The 15,302-nt window shown below is 68.0% G+C and carries 14 protein-coding genes and 1 pseudogene; 6 read left to right on the plus strand and 9 right to left on the minus strand.

All coding sequences use genetic code 11. The features are described from left to right. On the plus strand, nucleotides 1–423 hold the full coding sequence (locus tag CA606_RS15140) for an OsmC family protein (RefSeq protein WP_096050363.1): 423 nt from the start codon (nucleotides 1–3) through the stop codon (nucleotides 421–423). A gap of 136 nt (nucleotides 424–559) precedes the next feature. Here CA606_RS15140 and CA606_RS15145 read toward each other — a convergent pair whose 3' ends face one another. The 3 genes from CA606_RS15145 to CA606_RS15155 form a co-directional block, all read right to left on the minus strand. After that, entirely contained in the window at nucleotides 560–1,618 is a 1,059-nt protein-coding gene (locus CA606_RS15145; RefSeq protein ID WP_096050362.1) for an HpcH/HpaI aldolase/citrate lyase family protein, read from the minus strand. A 78-nt stretch (nucleotides 1,619–1,696) separates the two neighbouring features. Next, nucleotides 1,697–2,725, minus strand: a complete 1,029-nt coding sequence (locus CA606_RS15150) for a mechanosensitive ion channel family protein (protein WP_096050361.1) — start codon at nucleotides 2,723–2,725, stop codon at nucleotides 1,697–1,699. 240 nt (nucleotides 2,726–2,965) lie between these two features. Continuing rightward, nucleotides 2,966–3,967, minus strand: a complete 1,002-nt coding sequence (locus CA606_RS15155; protein WP_096050360.1) for an aldo/keto reductase — start codon at nucleotides 3,965–3,967, stop codon at nucleotides 2,966–2,968. Between the two features lie 143 nt (nucleotides 3,968–4,110). On the opposite strand from CA606_RS15155, the gene CA606_RS15160 reads away from it, so the two are divergent. Beyond that, nucleotides 4,111–4,338: a VOC family protein gene (locus CA606_RS15160; RefSeq protein ID WP_233282157.1), complete on the plus strand. Its 228-nt coding sequence runs from the start codon at nucleotides 4,111–4,113 to the stop codon at nucleotides 4,336–4,338. Between the two features lie 2 nt (nucleotides 4,339–4,340). Here the strand turns inward: CA606_RS15160 and CA606_RS15165 are convergent, their stop codons facing one another. The 4 genes from CA606_RS15165 to CA606_RS15180 all read right to left on the minus strand — a co-directional run bounded on the left by CA606_RS15165 (nucleotide 4,341) and on the right by CA606_RS15180 (nucleotide 7,851). Continuing rightward, nucleotides 4,341–5,081 carry a hypothetical protein gene (locus CA606_RS15165; protein WP_096050359.1) on the minus strand — a complete coding sequence of 247 codons (741 nt, stop codon included), beginning with the start codon at nucleotides 5,079–5,081 and terminating at the stop codon, nucleotides 4,341–4,343. Nucleotides 5,082–5,131: 50 nt separating this feature from the next. Beyond that, complete coding sequence (locus tag CA606_RS15170) at nucleotides 5,132–5,353, minus strand: alkylphosphonate utilization protein (RefSeq protein WP_004621989.1); 222 nt, start codon at nucleotides 5,351–5,353, stop codon at nucleotides 5,132–5,134. 99 nt (nucleotides 5,354–5,452) lie between these two features. Further along, entirely contained in the window at nucleotides 5,453–6,370 is a 918-nt protein-coding gene (locus tag CA606_RS15175) for a site-specific tyrosine recombinase XerD (protein ID WP_096050358.1), read from the minus strand. Further along, nucleotides 6,367–7,851 (minus strand): hypothetical protein, encoded by a 1,485-nt coding sequence (locus CA606_RS15180; protein ID WP_181242619.1) that lies wholly within the window; start codon nucleotides 7,849–7,851, stop codon nucleotides 6,367–6,369. Before CA606_RS15180 ends, CA606_RS15175 begins: the two co-directional genes overlap by 4 nt. A 76-nt stretch (nucleotides 7,852–7,927) precedes the next feature. On the opposite strand from CA606_RS15180, the gene CA606_RS15185 reads away from it, so the two are divergent. Continuing rightward, nucleotides 7,928–8,530: a shikimate kinase gene (locus CA606_RS15185; protein ID WP_096050356.1), complete on the plus strand. Its 603-nt coding sequence runs from the start codon at nucleotides 7,928–7,930 to the stop codon at nucleotides 8,528–8,530. Nucleotides 8,531–8,539: 9 nt separating this feature from the next. Further along, a complete protein-coding gene (gene aroB, locus CA606_RS15190) occupies nucleotides 8,540–9,652 on the plus strand; it encodes a 3-dehydroquinate synthase (protein WP_096050355.1) in 1,113 nt (370 codons plus the stop codon). A gap of 189 nt (nucleotides 9,653–9,841) precedes the next feature. Here the strand turns inward: aroB and CA606_RS15195 are convergent, their stop codons facing one another. Next, nucleotides 9,842–10,492: a J domain-containing protein gene (locus tag CA606_RS15195; RefSeq protein WP_096050354.1), complete on the minus strand. Its 651-nt coding sequence runs from the start codon at nucleotides 10,490–10,492 to the stop codon at nucleotides 9,842–9,844. A 56-nt stretch (nucleotides 10,493–10,548) separates the two neighbouring features. Between CA606_RS15195 and CA606_RS15200 the strand changes: the two genes are divergently transcribed. Further along, a complete protein-coding gene (locus CA606_RS15200) occupies nucleotides 10,549–10,824 on the plus strand; it encodes a BolA family protein (protein WP_096053761.1) in 276 nt (91 codons plus the stop codon). 104 nt (nucleotides 10,825–10,928) lie between these two features. Next, nucleotides 10,929–11,357, plus strand: coding sequence for a cytidine deaminase (gene cdd / locus CA606_RS15205; protein ID WP_096050353.1), 429 nt, complete (start codon nucleotides 10,929–10,931; stop codon nucleotides 11,355–11,357). 124 nt (nucleotides 11,358–11,481) lie between these two features. Here the strand turns inward: cdd and CA606_RS15210 are convergent. Continuing rightward, nucleotides 11,482–14,767: pseudogene (locus CA606_RS15210) on the minus strand (TonB-dependent receptor domain-containing protein). Nucleotides 14,768–15,302 lie beyond the last annotated feature (535 nt).

Genomic DNA, 15,302 nt, shown 5'->3' on the forward strand with positions numbered 1-15,302 from the left:
ATGACCGAGACCCCCACCCGCCCGTTCGCCACCGCCACCGACAGCGGCCATGGCGGCCTGCAGACCTTCGTGACGGCGGGCCCCGCGACCATCGTCGCCGACCTGTCGGTCGCCTCGGGCGGCCTGGACCTTGGTCCCGATCCGCATGAGCTGGTCGCCGCGGGCCTGGCGGCCTGCACCACCATGACCCTGCGCCTCTACGCCAACCAGAAGGGCTGGGACATCAGCGGCCTGCACGTCGAGGTGTTCTCGTCGTTCGACAAGGACGCCACGCCGCATGAGCGCTTCGAGCGGGTGATCACGCTGGAAGGCGACCTCACCGACGAACAGCGCGAGCGCCTGTTCCAGATCGCCGAGAAATGCCCGATCCACAAGCTGCTGACGGCGGGCGCGAAGGTGGTGACGACGGTGGCGGGGAACTAGCCGAAGACGGAAATCCTCCCCCTAGCGGGGGAGGTGTCGGCTCGAAGAGACGACGGAGGGGGAAGAGGCAAGGTCAGCAGGACTTCCCCCTCCGGCGCTTCGCGCCACCTCCCCCGCTGGGGGGAGGATTTAGGACTCACAGCCCATAAAGCGCCGCATACTCCGCATCCTTGCCCGCAATCTGCCGCGCGCAATCGACCATCACCTTGGCCTGTTTCCAGGTCGCGTCGTCCTGCATCTTGCCGTCGATCATCGCCACGCCCGTCCCATCCGGCATGGCCTCCAGGATCTTGCGGGCGAAGGCGACCTCGGCGGGGTCCGGGCTGAACACGCGCTTGGCGATCTCGATCTGGCTGGGGTGCAGGCTCCAGGCGCCGGCGCAGCCCATGAGGAAGGCGTTGCGGAACTGCTGCTCGCAGGCCACCGGATCGTCGATCGCCCCGAACGGACCGTAGAAAGGCTTGATGCCGTGGGCCGCGCAGGCGTCGACCATCTTGGCGAAGGTGTAGTGCCAGAGGTCCTGCTGAACGCTGACCCGCGCAGAACCATCCGCATGCGGATCTTCGATGACGCGATAGCCCGGATGACCCCCGCCCACGCGGGTCGTCTTCATGGCGCGGCTGGCGGCCAGGTCGGCCGGACCCAGCGAAATCCCCTGCATGCGCGGGCTGGCCGCCGCAATGGCCTCGACGTTCATCACGCCTTCGGCCGTCTCGAGGATCGCGTGCAGCAGGATCGGCCGGGTGACGCCGTGCTTGGCCTCCAGCGAGGCCAAGAGCTGGTCCATATAGAAGATGTCCCACGGCCCCTCGACCTTGGGCACCATTATAACGTCGATCTTGTCGCCGGCCTTCTCGACGATGGTGGCGATCTCGTCCAGGTGCCAGGGCGAGTTCAGGCAGTTGATCCGCGTCCAGAAGCCGACGCCCAGGGCCTTGAAGTCGACCTCGCGCGACATGGCCACCAGGCCCGCCAGGGCCGCGCCCTTCGCGTCGGCTGGGATGGCGTCTTCCAGATTGGCCAGGATCACGTCCACCGTCGGCGCGATCTCGGGCAGCTTGGCGCGCACCTTCTCCAGGTGCGGCGGCACGAAGTGGATCATCCGCTCCACGCGGGCGGGCAACTCGCGGTAGGGCGTCGGCGCGCCGATGGCCAAGGGTTTGAAAAAGCCGCGCGGCGTCTTCATGCCGGTCACTCCCCGCTTCGTCTCCTTCACGAGGAGATCATTTCGCAATTGCGAGAACCATGCGGCGACGCAAAAACGGCGTCAAGCTTATCGTCGTTCAGGCGGCGGCGGCGGGACCTTCGGCGCTTCCTCGGGATCTTCCCGCTCAAGATCGGCGGCGGCGTCGTTGCTGGAGCCCAGCGGGGCGGTCTTGGACGCCTTGCGGCGGCGCGCGGCGGGCTCCAGGCGCAGGCTGGCCATCGCCTCCTCGCCCTCCTCGCCGAACAGGCCCCGCAGGCGGATGTCGCGCTGCGGATAGGGGATCTCGATCCCCGCCCCGCGCAGCGCATCGTCGATCAGCCAGGTATAGGCCGCGAAGATCGCCGCCGGACGCCGCACGGCCTCGACGGTGGGCCAGACCACCAGCTCGAACTTCAAGCTGCTCTCGCCATAGCCGACCAGCCAGACCTGGGCGCGGCGGGTGGCGTCGTCGGGCGAGGTGAAGGGGGCGGCCTTGGCGGCCTTCAGCACCGCCTCGCGCACCCTTTCCTTGTCGGTCCCAAAGGCGGTGACGAACGGCACCCGCAGGCGGCGATTGGTGCCGCGCAGGGTCCAGTTGATCACCTGGTCGTTCACCAGCACCGAGTTGGGCACGATGATGTCGGTGCTGTCATTGGTGCGGATGCGGGTGGCGCGCGGGCCGATCTCGTGCACCACGCCGCGCCCGCCATTGGGCAGCTCGACAAAGTCGCCCACCGCCACCAGGCGCTCGAACACCAAGGAAACGCCAGAAGCGAAGTCCTTGATCACCCCCTGCAGGCCAAGGCCGACCCCGACGCCCAGGGCGCCGGCGAACACCGTCAGCGAGGTCAGGTCCAGGCCCATGGTCGAGAGACCCGCCATAACGCCAACCACCACCAGCGTGTAGCCGGCGACCTTCTCGACGATGTACAGCGAGGCGGCGTTGCCCCCGGCCCTGGCCCGCAAGCGCCGCAGCCCCGCCGACGTCAGCCGCGCGGCGAACAGCGCCGCCAGCACGATGAGCAGCCCCGCCGCCAGACTCCCCACCGTCACCGACGCCTTGCCCAGCTTCAGGAGCTCGAAGGAATCGAGGGTGTGGAGGGGGTTATCGGTCATGGGGTTGAGTGTGGGGGCAGGCGACGCTGTGGATCAAGGGCGGGCTTGGGATGGGCTGCGGAGGGGTGCGCCCCAATCCTCCCCCTAGCGGGGGAGGTGTCGGCAAAGCCGACGGAGGGGGAAGTTGGGCAAGCTCAGAGTGTCTTCCCCCTCCGGCCTTCGGCCTCCTCCCCCCTGGGGGGAGGATTTGCGTCTTCGGCGCCTACGTCCGCTCAAGATCGCAAGCGGCTTTCAGCCCCCCTACCGCCCCACCATCGCCATGCCGCTCTTGCTGTAGCGCTCGCCTTCGATCGCCGTCTCGGGCACGGCGGCGGCGATGCGGGCCAGTTCGTCGGCCGAGAAGGCCACCGAGGCGGCGGCGACATTCTCCTCCAGGCGGTGGATCTTGGTGGTGCCCGGGATCGGGGCGATGTCTTCGCCCTGGTGGAGGATCCAGGCCAGGGCCAGCTGGGCGGGGGTGACGCCCTTGTCGGCGGCGATGGCGGCCAGCGCCTCGACGAGCGACAGGTTCTTGGCCAGGGCCTCGCCCTGGAAGCGCGGCAGGCCCTTGCGGAAGTCGCCCTCGCCCATGGTCTCGGCCTTGACCGCGCCGGCCAGGAAGCCGCGCCCCAGCGGGCTGTAGGGCACCAGACCAATCTTCAGTTCACGGAGTGTTGGCAGGATCTGCGCCTCCAGCTCGCGGAACCACAGCGAGTATTCGCTCTGCAGCGCCGCGACCGGCTGGACGGCGTGGGCCTTGCGGATCGTGGCGGCGCCGGCTTCCGAGAGGCCAAAATGCTTGACCTTGCCCTCGGCGATCAGGTCCTTGACCGTGCCGGCCACGTCCTCGATCGGCACGGCCGGATCGACGCGATGCTGGTAGAAGAGGTCGATCGTCTCGATCCCTAGCCGCTTCAGCGAGGCCTCGGCGACGCTGCGGATATGCTCGGGCCGGCTGTTGACGCCGCGCACCCTTGCCATGCCCTGGCCCAGCTCCTCCGGCCCGATGTCGAAGCCGAACTTGGTGGCGATCACCACCTGGTCGCGGAAGGGCTTCAGGCCCTCGCCGACCAGTTCCTCGTTCGCGAAGGGGCCGTAGACCTCGGCCGTGTCGAAGAAGGTCACGCCCAGCTCGACCGCCCGCGCCATCAGCTTGAAGGCGTCGGCCTTGTCCAGCGCCGTGCCATAGACCTGGCCCATGCCCATGCAGCCGAGGCCAATGGCCGAGACCTTGAGACCGTCACCCAGTTCACGCGTCTTCATGGGGTGTTCCCTCTATTCGCATCATGCGCGGCGGGAGCGTCCGCCGGCGGGTCAAAGATGGGCCGCGAGCGGGCGGATCGACAGGTCCACGCGCACCGATGTGGAGCATTAGGCAATCATTCCGGCCCCGGCGACAATCACCCTTGGCGCGCCCCGTCGTTTGGGCCGCGCGCCCCGGTCGCGGCGGCGAGGAGAGCCCGTGCGGCTGGTTGAAGGACCGGTTTGGCCTGTCCTGGCAGGTCACCCCGCGCCAGTTGATCGAGATGACCACCAGCCCTGACCGCGCCGCCGCCGGCCGCGCCCTTCAGGCGATGATGGGGATGAAGAAGATCAATATCGCAGCGATGCGCGCGGCGTTCGAGGGGCGGTAGCCCTAGGCCGCCAGCGTCATCAGGCTGCCGGGCGGCATGTCGCGGCGGACCTGCTGATCCAGGTCCTCGGTCATCTCGTCGAGCTCTTTGAGACCGTCCTCGGCTTCCTTGACCTCGTCGGAACGCTCGAACTTGCCCGGCTGGGTCAGGATGCCCTTGGTCTTGGCGGTCTGAAGCTCTTCCCGCAGCGAGCGGCTGATCTCGCGGGTCATCTTGATGAAGTCCTGGTCGCCCGCGGCCTCCATCTTGGCCTCGTCCTCGATCTTGCTGCGCTGGGCGGCCGCGCCCTCGGGGTCGGTCGCGGCGTCGGGCAGGTTGGCGAAGTCCTGGGCGTAGAGCTCGCCGGCTTCCTTAGCGGCCTTGCCATAGTCCTTGACGGCCGCCTTCAGCTCCTTGGCCGCGGCGGCCAGGGCCTTGGCCATGGCCTTGGGATCGTTGGCGTAGATCTTCTTCAGCAGCTTCAGCCGTTCCACCACCTGCTGCAGCTTGGCCTTGGCGCGGCCCTTGGCGTCGCCGATGGCGTTTTTCTTGCCCAGCCGCATCTCTTTCTTGAGCTTGGCCAGCGCCTCGGCGGCCTCGGCGGCCTTGCGGGCCTCGGGCGAGTTGGCCGCCGGCGTCGCGGCTGCGGACACCGGCTTGGCCAGCGCGATCGCCGGCTCGCCCTTCGCGTTCTTGGCATAGGCCATCAGCGCCATAGCGCCCGCCCGCCCGGTCACCGTCACCATCGGCCTTCCAGCCTCCATCGGCGGTTCTCCGCCTGTCTGGAGGCCAATCCTAGCAGGCCAAGGTTAAGTTAGGCCTTCTTGACGAACTCGGTGCGGAGAACCAGGCCACGGACCTTGTCGACATTGGCTTCGATCTCGTCGGGGTCGCCGGTCAGACGGATCTTCTTGACCACCGTGCCACGCTTCAGAGTCACGCCGCCCGAGCCCTTGACCTTGAGGTCCTTGATCAGGGTGACGGTGTCGCCGTCGGCCAGCAGGGTTCCGTTGGAGTCGCGGGTTTCTTCGGACATGGCGGGCCTTTCAGGATGGGGCGGCCAGAGGGGCAAACCCGCAAATTTCGTGGGGGCTTTCCTAAGCTTTGGCCGGGTGGCGCGTCAATGCCGCCGGCCCTACCCCTTCTTGCGCCCAAGCGGATGCTTGGTCTGGACGATGTGCGCCAGGTGCTCGCCCGCCACGTGGGTGTAGATCTGGGTGGTGGCGATGTCGGCGTGGCCCAGCAGGGTCTGGATCACCCGCAGGTCGGCGCCCCCTTCCAGCAAGTGGGTGGCGAAGGCGTGGCGCAAGACGTGGGGGCTGACCATCTGGCGGTCGATGCCGGCGGCGATGGCGGCGTCTTCCAGCAATTGCCCCACCCGGCGCGGGGTCAGACGCCCCGTCGCGCCGCGCGAGGGGAACAGCCATGGACTGTCCTTCTGCCCCTTGGGCAGGAAGGCCGGACGTGCTTCCAGATAAGCCTTCACCGCCGCCCGGGCCGCATCGTTCAGGGGCGCCAGCCGCTCCTTGCCGCCCTTGCCCTTGACGATCAGATAGGCCGGATCGCGCGCCAGGGCCAAGAGCGGCAGGGCCAGCAGCTCGGAGATCCGCAGGCCCGAGGCGTAGATCAGCTCGATCATGCAGGCCAGACGCAGGCCCTGGGCGCTATCCTTGGCGATGGCGGCGGCCAGCAGGCGCTCGATCTCGTCGCGCTCCAGCACCTTGGGCAGGGGCCGGCCGGCCTTGGGCGCGGCGACGCGGCGGGAGGGATCGTCCGTCCGCCAGCCCTCGCCCAGCACGAAGCGGTAGAACTGCCGCACGGCCGAGCGACGGCGGGCGGCCGTGGCCGGCGACAGGCCGCGCGCGCCGAGGTCCTGGAAATAGGCCTCGATGGTCTCAGCGTCGGCGTCGTGCAGGTCGTGGCCGGAGGCCCCGAGGAACGCGCGGGCGTCCTCCAGGTCCTTGCCATAGGCGGTCAGGGTGTTACGGGCGGCCGCGCGCTCGACCGCCATCATCTCCAGAAAGGCGTCGGCCCAGGCCTCGCCCTGGCTCATTTGGCGTAGGCCAGGCCCAGGAGGCCCTCGACGACGATGGCGCGGGCGTCGCCGTCCAGGCCCGCCTGATGCAAGGCCCGCGCGATGCGAGCCCGGTCCACGGGCGCGGGACCGGCGAGCCCGGCGTCGGCGGCGATCGACAGGGCCAGAAGCCCCGCCTCGCCCGAACGCTTGGCCGCGCCCGCATCGTCCAGCAACTGCAGGCGGGCCGGCTGGGCCGCCGACTTGCCGGCGTCGAAACCATAGACCTGCCCGCGCGCGTCGGCGTCCAGGGTTCCGCCCAGGCTGGCCAGCAGCAGGGCGGCGGCCTGGGCGGGCGCGCGAGCGCCGCCGCTGGCGCCGCGCGCCACCAGGGCGCCCAGCACCTGATTGTCGGTCTTGCCCGAGGCCGCCGTGATCAGGGCGTCCAGAAGGGCCAGGTCCGCGCCGCTGGCGCCGGGGATGCTGTCCTGCACCAGGCGGGCCCGGATCGTCTGGGCGCTGGCCAGATCGCCCGCCGCCACGGCCGCGCGGGCCATCAGCACCGGGTCCTGCAGCGGCCCGCCGGCGGCGGCCAGGGCGGCGATCGAGGCGGCCGAGGCCTCAGCGGCCTCGACGAAGGCGGCCAGGGTCTTGGCCTGCCGCAGGAACGCCAGGGCCGAGGCCTCGGCGGCGGTCAGGTCCGCGCCGGGCGCGACGCCGGCGAGGTCGCCCGAAGCCGAGATCGTCAGCGGCCTCAGGGCCGGCGCCGCGGAGGCCACCGCCGCCGCCGACCGCACGTCGAGGTTCAGGCGGCGCGACAGGGCGTAGTTGACGCCGTTCTTCAGCGAGGCCGCGCCGGGCGCGGTTCCCGCCAGCGCCGCGCCCATCAGCCGGGCGTAGTCGGCGTCCTTGGTCTGCTGCTGGGCCAGTTGGAAGGTCAGCTGGGCGGCGTCCTCCTGTCCGGCCTTCAGCTGGCAGAAGGCGCGCAGGCGCAGCCAGTAGGCGCCGCCGCGATCTACCGTCAGGGCGTCCTGCACGGCGCAGGCCTTGTCGTCGGCGCCGGTGATCAGCGCCGCCTCGGCTGCGGCCATCGACAGGGCCGAGCTGCCCGCCGCGCCGGGCGTGCGATCCAGCAGGCCGTCCACGGCGCGGGCCTCGCCCAGCGCGATCAGGGCCAGAGCCCGCTGGGCGCCCATCTCGACGTCTTCGCCGATGCGCGCGGGGGCGTTGGCGCCGGTCGACAGCATCCGCCGGCCCAGATTGGCGAAGGCCGGTGACAGGCCGCGCGGACCGCCGATCCGGGGCAGCGTCTCGCGCAGGATGTCCGGCGCGGTGTCCTTCCAAAGATCCGTCGGCAGACCGGTATCGGCCAAGGCGCTCGAGAAATAGTCCGGCGCGGCCAGGCTCTTGACCCTCACCTCTTCCTGGGCGGCGGCCAGGGTGGGCGCCAGCAGGGCGGCGGTCAGGGCGATCAGGGACGGAAGACGCATCGAATGAGGCATGGACCGGTTATGACGCATGACAGGGCTCTCGCAAACTTGGGCGCTCGCAAACTTGGCGCTTTGGTCTAGCCTCGTGTAAACCCGCGACCGCATCATGACCGAGCCCGATCAAACGCCCGACACCGCCCCCGAGGTCGCCCCAGAGGCCGCACCGACCGTCACCGACGAGCTGGCCCCGCTGCGCGACAAGACCATCGTGCTGGTGGGTCTGATGGGCGTGGGCAAGTCCAGCGTCGGGCGGCGACTGGCCAATGTGCTGGGCCTGCCGTTCCGCGACGCCGACAATGAGGTCGAGGCGGCCGCCGGCCGGTCGATCTCCGAGATCTTCGCCGAGCTGGGCGAGCCGGCCTTCCGCGACGGCGAACGCCGGGTGATCGCCCGGCTGCTGGACGAGCCGCCGCACGTGCTGGCCACCGGCGGCGGCGCCTTCGTCAACGCCGAGACCCGCGCCCTGATCAACGAGAAGGCCGTGTCGGTCTGGCTGAAGGCCGATGTCGAGCTCCTGGCCCGCCGCGTCTCGCGCAAGGACAACCGTCCGCTGGTGCGCGGCAAGGACCCGGTGAAGGTGCTGACCGAGCTGGCCGAGGCTCGCTATCCGGCCTATGCCGAGGCCAAGGTCCATGTCGAGACCGGCGACACCCCGCACATGGTGGCGGTCGAGGCCATTCTGACGGCGCTTCGCCAGTCGCGCGCTTAAGGAGTTCGCATGATCCGCACCGTCTCTGTGGGCCTGGGCGAGCGCGCCTATGACGTGGTCATCGGGCCTGGCCTGCTGGATCAGGCCGGCGAGCGTGTCGCCGCCGTGCTGGGCAAGCGCAAGCGCGTCGCCGTCGTCACCGACGCCCATGTCGGGGCGCACCACGGCCAGCGTCTCTCCGCCGCGCTGCAAGGCGCAGGGATCACCGTGGACGTCATCACCATCGCGCCCGGCGAGGAGAGCAAGAGCTTCGAGGGCCTGGCCGATCTTTCCGACCGCCTGCTGGCCCTGAACCTGGAGCGCGGCGACCAGATCGTGGCCCTGGGCGGCGGCGTCGTGGGCGACCTCGCCGGCTTTGCGGCGGCGATCTACAAGCGCGGCATCGACTTCGTGCAGGTCCCGACCACCCTGCTGGCCCAGGTCGACAGCTCGGTCGGCGGCAAGACGGCCATCGACACGCCGCGCGGCAAGAACCTGATCGGGGCCTTCCACCAGCCGCGCCTGGTTTTGGCCGACCTCGACGTGCTGGCCACCCTGCCCGCCCGCGAGCTGGCCTGCGGCTATGCCGAGATCATCAAGTACGGCCTCCTGGGCGACTTCGCCTTCTTCGAATGGCTGGAGACCAACGTCCAGGCGGTGCTGGGTCGCGACGTCGACGCCCTGGTGCGCGCCGTCGGCCGCAGCGTCGAGATGAAGGCCGAGATCGTCGCCGAGGACGAGAAGGAGGCCGGCCGCCGCGCCCTTCTGAACCTTGGCCACACCTTCGGTCACGCCATCGAGGCCGAGATGGGCTTTGGCGACGCGCTCAAGCATGGCGAGGCCGTCGGGGTGGGCATGGCCCAGGCCTTCCGCTTCTCGGCCAAGCTTGGCCTCTGCCCTAGCCAGGATGCGGTCCGCGCGCAGGCGGCCATCAAGGCCGCCGGCCTGCCGACCACGCTGGCCGATGTGCGCCCCGAGCCCTTCGCCGCCGACGCCCTGATCGCTCACTGCGGCCAGGACAAGAAGGCCGAGGGTGGCAAGCTGACCTTCGTGCTGGCGCGCGGCATCGGCGATGCGTTCGTCGCCAAGGACGTGGATCGCGCGGCGCTGAAGGCGTTCCTGATTGAGGACGGGGCGGTCTAGGAGCCTGTCGGGGTTAGACGGAACCCTCTCAACCCGACAATCCAATACGCGTTGTCATCCCGGCCGGAAGACCGCTCAGCGGGCTGTAGAGCCGGGACCCAGGGGCGGTCCGCACAGCGCCTTGCCACCCCCTGGGCCCCGGGTCGGCTTCGCCGCCCGGGATGACACGGGGAATGAGGCCAGAACGCCCTACACCATCCCCGACTTCTGCAGCTGCTTATAGGCCTTGATCACGCGCTGCAGCTTGTGCTCGGCGCTGCGGTCGCCGCCGTTGGCGTCGGGGTGGCAGCGCTTGAGCAGTTCCTTGTAGCGGGCCTTGATCGCGGCGCTGTCGGCCGTGGCCTCCAGGTCGAGGTCGGCCAGGGCCTGGCGCTCCAGCTTGCCCAGGCGGCGCTCGGCCGCCGAGCGTTCGGCCTCGGCCCGGCGTTGCTGGGCGCGGAAGACGCCGAACGGATCGGCGAAGTGGCGCGCGTCGCGGGCGGCCATGGCGGCGGCCTCGCGCGAATTGGCGTCGGCCTTGAAGCTCCAGGTCGGACGACCGCCGGTCATCCGCTCGCTCTCCTGCTCGGCCCGGATCTGGGCCTCGCTCATGCCGGCGTAGAAGTTCCAGTTCTTGTTGTACTCGGCCGCGTGCCGCTGACAGAACCAGTAGTGATCATTGGGCAGGTCGCGCGACTTTGGCGCCTTGGCCGATCCGGCCAGGCGGCAGTCGGGATGGTCGCAACGCTTCTCGCCGGGCTTGAGGCCCAGGACGTCGTGCGCCGGATCGTCCTCGCCCTCCTTGGGCGGACGGATCCGGATGTCGTAAAATTTGGGACGGTACTCGAACGGCCGGTTCATGGCGTCTAGAGTAAGGCCACGCTATTTGCGTTCAAGGATTGACAAGTAAGAGACGCATCATGAACGCCGTCGCCGAGACCATCCGCCGCAAGTTGGAAGCCGCTTTTTCGCCTTCCGCCCTCGAACTGGTCGATGACAGTGACCGGCACCATGGCCATGCCGGCCATACGGGCGCGGGCGAGAGCCACTTCAATCTGCGGATCGAGGCCGAGGCCTTCGCGGGCAAGCCGCGCGTCATGCGCCAGCGGATGATCATGCACGTCCTGGCCGAGGAGCTGGCGGGGCCCGTACATGCGCTGTCGATCTCCGCATCGGCGCCCGGAGACGCTTAGGCGCGGGCAAAAGGTAAGTTCGAACTTACTTTCTGCTTGCGCCATGACGTCGTCGCTGATTGCCTTCCATCCCGGCGCGATCCTGCCGGGTGGCAGGAACATCCATGAGCGCCGACGCCCCTCCGTCCCCTGAAGCTGTCGAAAACGAGATCGCCGCCGCCCTGCCGGCGCTGCTGTCGAGATCTTACGCCCGCTATTCGAAGTTCACCGTGGCCGCAGCGGTCATCGACGAGACCGGCGCTGTCCACTACGGCGTCAATGTCGAGAACGCCGCCTATCCGCAAGGGACCTGCGCCGAGCAGACCGCCATCGGGGCGATGATCACGGCCGCCGGCGCGCGCCGCATCGACAAGGTGCTGATCGCCGCCGGCTCCGACGCCGTGGTCCAGCCCTGCGGCGGTTGCCGCCAGCGCATCGCCGAGTTCGCCGGTGAGACCTGCCAGATCGTCTCGGTCCAGGGCGGCAAGCCCACCGAGCGCGTGGCGTTCTGGGACCTGCTGCCCCGCTCGTTCGGCCCGCGCGACCTGGACTGATCGCCTGGAACGCCTCGAACGCGCCGCCGTCGCACATCGACGGCGGCTTTTTCGCGCCTGATCGCCAAAGAAAAAGGGGCGGTCCGAAGACCGCCCCTTCCCGCTTCGACCCGAGGGTCTCAGCTTACATCTTGTAGTTGAAGCCGAGGAAGAAACGACGACCGAAGAGGTCGAAGTTGTCGCTCGTCGAGTTGCCCAACCAACGATCCGGCTCGCGGTCGAACGCGTTGACCACGCCGCCACGCAGCACCAGACGCTCACGCGGCGAGTACGTCACGGTGAAGTCGTGCTGCACGAACGGACGCGTGCTGTAGTAACGGGAGTCGCGGTTGTCCGGGTCGACCTTCATATCGTCGACGTCGAACGGACGCGTGCCGTTGCTCAGCCACTGCGAAGCTTGCCAGTCGGCGTTCCAGGTGATCGCCAGCTTTTCGTTCACTTCCCAGCTGACGCGCGAGGAGAAGCGGACGCGCGGCAGGCCAAGGCCCGTCTCGTTGTCGATGTGCTCGCTCGGGTTCGAGATGTTCACGAAGTCGTGCTGCTCGAACAGGTAGTTGCCCGACAGACGGTAGTTCAGGCGACCCCAGTCCTTGCCGATGATGTCTTCGATATCGGTGCGGTACAGGAACTGGAAGTCGATGCCGCGGTTGGTCGTGCGGGCGTAGTTCACCGAGCCTTGGATGAAGTCGATGATGCCGTAGGCCGGGGTGGTGCCCGAGCCGGCGCCGCCGGTCCGCGTCAGGGTGGCGCAGATGGCGGTGTTCAGCACGTCACCGCTGACGCACTGGTTGGCCGCCGTTTGCGCGCTGACCGCCGCGATCACGTCCTTGATCTCGATGTCGTAGTAATCGAACACGAAGGTCGCCTTCGGCCAGAAGCGCGGCGTGACGATCATCGAAGCGGTGATCGAGTACGACTCTTCAGGCTTCAGGAACGGGTTGCCCGCGTTCTTACCGGCCGGCGTGCTGGAGTAGATAATGTTCGTGCCGGTCGGGATGCCCAGCGCGACGCAGTTCTTCTCACGGTTCGCCTTGATCTTGGCGTCGGTCAGGTTGATCAGGTTCCGCGCATCGCAAGGATCGGTGATCGTGGCGAAGGTCTGGGTCGGCGGACGGAAGGTCTCACCCAGGGTCGGCGCGCGCACCGACTTACCCGTGGTGGCCCGGAACATGACGTCCTGGATCGGGCGCCACAGCAGGTTGAAGTTGTAGGTCTCAACCTTGCCGATCGTGGTGTATTCCGAGTTCCGGTAGGCGGCGCCGATTTCCAGGCTCTTGGCGAGCGGCAGGTCACGCAGCAGCGGCAGACGGAATTCGCCGAAGTATTCCTTGGTCTCGTACGACGAGGTCGGGAAGTCCGGACCCGTGTTCATGAACAGGATACGGTCGCCGGTCGAGGCCGAGCGGCCGATCGCTTCGGTTTCTTCACGACGCCATTCGGCGCCCACGGCCAGACCGATACGGCCAGCGCCCCAGAAGTCCCACAGTTCGCCCGACACGAAGCCGAGGGCGTCTTGCTGGACGTTCTTTTCCTGGACGTTGATTTCGGCCAGCAGGTAGTTGGCCGCGTCTTGGCTGATGCCGCCCGGGCCGAACACGCGGATCGGCTTACAGTTGGTGATCTCTTCGTAGGCCTTGGTGCCCTTGGCGTAGTTGACCGTCCGGCCGTCACGGCTCGAACGGGCGTCGTCGCGGATGGTGGCGCCTTGCTTGTCCAGGACCTGGACGCGGCAGACGATTTCGCCCGGCTTGCCGTTGACGATGCCGGCGGTGTCCACGATGGCGTCGGTGGCGAACTTGAAGCGCGGCGCGTCAACGCCCCGTTCGAAGTTCTTGTTCTTCAGCTCACCGTAGGTGTAGCCCAGCTCGTACGACAGGTTGTGGATGAAGCCGAAGTCGTCCTTGCTGCCGCGGAAGCCGGCGACGAAGCGCTTCAGTTCCTTTTCGTTCAGCTGCGTGCGGAGCGGACCGAACAGGCTGTGACGGGCGCGGACGTCCGAGACGGCGGCGGTCGTGGTGATCGCGCCGGTCGCGGTGTTGTAGGCCGTGATCGGCGTACGCGTGTTGGCCAGGACGGCGTTGCGCACGTTGGCCGGCAGGTAGGCGTTGTCCAGGCCGATGTTGAACGAGCTGTTCGAGAACCACGACGGGTTCGTACCAGCCGCCACCGGCAGGATGCCGATGTCGAAGAAGGTCTGCTGACCTTCGTCGAAGGTCTCTTCCTTGACGTACTTGGCTTCGGTGAAGAACTGCAGGTCTTCGGTGATGTCGAAGTTGACGCCACCCTGGAAGCGGTAGTTCACCGAGCGCGGCAGACGGCTGCCCTGGCTGAAATCGGTGTTCGGGTTCAGGCCGTCGCCGCCGATGTTGGTGACGCGCTGGAAGCCGTTCTCGTCGCGGAACGTGCCGAACGACGGGTTACGAGCCGCGCCCGCCTGATCGTAGATGAACGAGTTGCCCGGTTCGATCGCGAAGCAGTTGGCGCTCATCGGGGCGATGGCCGCCGAGCAGCTCTGGAACGGGATGTCCGGATCGTTCGGGTTGGCCGACGGACGCAGCGAGTTGGCCAGGACGGTGATGCCGCCGACCGGACCGATCGACAGCGTGCGCGCGTCGCTGATCAGGATGTTGTCCAGGACGCCGTCGGGTTGGTTGTTCGCAACGTCGCTGTCGTTGTTCAGAAGGACCCAGGCCTTCTTGCGCCAGTCGACTTGGCTGTCGCGGACTTCGTCGTTCTTCTCGTACTCGGCCGACGCGTAGACGTTCAGGCGGCCATCGAGGAAGTTACGACCGGCCAGGGCCGACAGGCGGCGGTTCAGTTGGCCGTCCTGGTTGATCTGAGCGGCGGTGCCGTCGATTTCCAGGCCCTCGAAGTTCTTGCGCAGAACGAAGTTGACCACGCCCGACACGGCGTCGGCGCCGTAGAGGGCCGAGTTCGAACCGGTGATGACTTCGACGTTCTGGATCAGCAGACGCGGAATGGTGTCAACGTCGACCGACAGGCCAGCGCCGTTCGAGCCGACATGGCGACGACCGTCGACCAGGGTCAGCGTGCGGCCGGTGCCCAGGTCGCGCAGGTTCAGCAGCGACAGACCACCGTCGTTCAGGCCCGAACCCGTGGTGTCTTCCGGCACCAGCGAGCCCGCCAGCGCGGGGATGTCGGCCAGAACGTCGATGACGCTGGCTTGACCCGTGACCACGACGTCGTCGCGGCTGACTTGGATCAGCGGGGTCGGGGAGTTGGTCGGGTCGCGGCGGATGCGCGAGCCGGTGACCACGACTTCCTCGACGGCGGTCGCTTCCTGGGCCGGGGCCCGCCGGCGCGGTCTGCGCCAGGGCAAGGGCCGGAGCGAAAGCCGTGAGGCTACCCAGCATCGTCGTCGCCAGGAGAACCTTGGTTTTCAACGCCATATTTTTGTTGTCCTCAAAAGTACGCGCGCCCGTCACGCCAGCCGCGCGCGGGAGCAAAAGAGGGCCATTCCTCAAGATCCGACGTTAAAGCCTTTCGGCGGCGCTAGAAGCGATCATGGCCAAATTCGGACGGGTTGCCGGCGCAGCGTTACCAAAAAGTCACGTATCTGGCGCTCTTCCGTCAAAAATAGAATAATCTTGCGCGTACAGCCCCGCAAAGGACCACGCGCAGGCCGCTTAAGGGGTAAAATCCGCCCTGCGGCATGCCAGCGTTTTGCGAGACGAGCGACTTTTTCGCCGGTTTTTCGCACTTTCGATGGTGGGAAGCCGCGATCGGCGCCGTCGTACTGCTGCGTCGCCTTGCCTAACTTTTAGGCGATGCTGCTCGGTTCGGGGGGATCGAGACTAATTTGTGGCAAAAACCCGTGACCCCGACCAGTGTGCCGCCATGGCGAATTTGTCTCGCGCCGAGAACGCGGGCGAGCAAGCCATTCAACAGTAGGGGCTCCGCCATCGGCGGGGAGTTTCGGGGACT

Origin of the sequence: Caulobacter vibrioides (assembly GCF_002310375.3) — a bacterium.
GTDB classification, from domain to species: Bacteria; Pseudomonadota; Alphaproteobacteria; order Caulobacterales; family Caulobacteraceae; genus Caulobacter; species Caulobacter vibrioides_D.

Excerpts from the sequence above, each read along its gene's own strand:
- CA606_RS15140 (WP_096050363.1), top strand. The coding sequence starts at position 1 with ATGACCGAGACCCCCACCCGCCCGTTCGCCACCGCCACCGACAGCGGC.
- CA606_RS15150 (WP_096050361.1), bottom strand. The coding sequence starts at position 2,725 with ATGACCGATAACCCCCTCCACACCCTCGATTCCTTCGAGCTCCTGAAG.
- CA606_RS15155 (WP_096050360.1), bottom strand. The coding sequence starts at position 3,967 with ATGAAGACGCGTGAACTGGGTGACGGTCTCAAGGTCTCGGCCATTGGC.
- CA606_RS15165 (WP_096050359.1), bottom strand. The coding sequence starts at position 5,081 with ATGGAGGCTGGAAGGCCGATGGTGACGGTGACCGGGCGGGCGGGCGCT.
- CA606_RS15170 (WP_004621989.1), bottom strand. The coding sequence starts at position 5,353 with ATGTCCGAAGAAACCCGCGACTCCAACGGAACCCTGCTGGCCGACGGC.
- CA606_RS15175 (WP_096050358.1), bottom strand. The coding sequence starts at position 6,370 with ATGAGCCAGGGCGAGGCCTGGGCCGACGCCTTTCTGGAGATGATGGCG.
- CA606_RS15180 (WP_181242619.1), bottom strand. The coding sequence starts at position 7,851 with ATGCGTCATAACCGGTCCATGCCTCATTCGATGCGTCTTCCGTCCCTG.
- CA606_RS15185 (WP_096050356.1), top strand. The coding sequence starts at position 7,928 with ATGACCGAGCCCGATCAAACGCCCGACACCGCCCCCGAGGTCGCCCCA.
- aroB (WP_096050355.1), top strand. The coding sequence starts at position 8,540 with ATGATCCGCACCGTCTCTGTGGGCCTGGGCGAGCGCGCCTATGACGTG.
- CA606_RS15195 (WP_096050354.1), bottom strand. The coding sequence starts at position 10,492 with ATGAACCGGCCGTTCGAGTACCGTCCCAAATTTTACGACATCCGGATC.
- cdd (WP_096050353.1), top strand. The coding sequence starts at position 10,929 with ATGAGCGCCGACGCCCCTCCGTCCCCTGAAGCTGTCGAAAACGAGATC.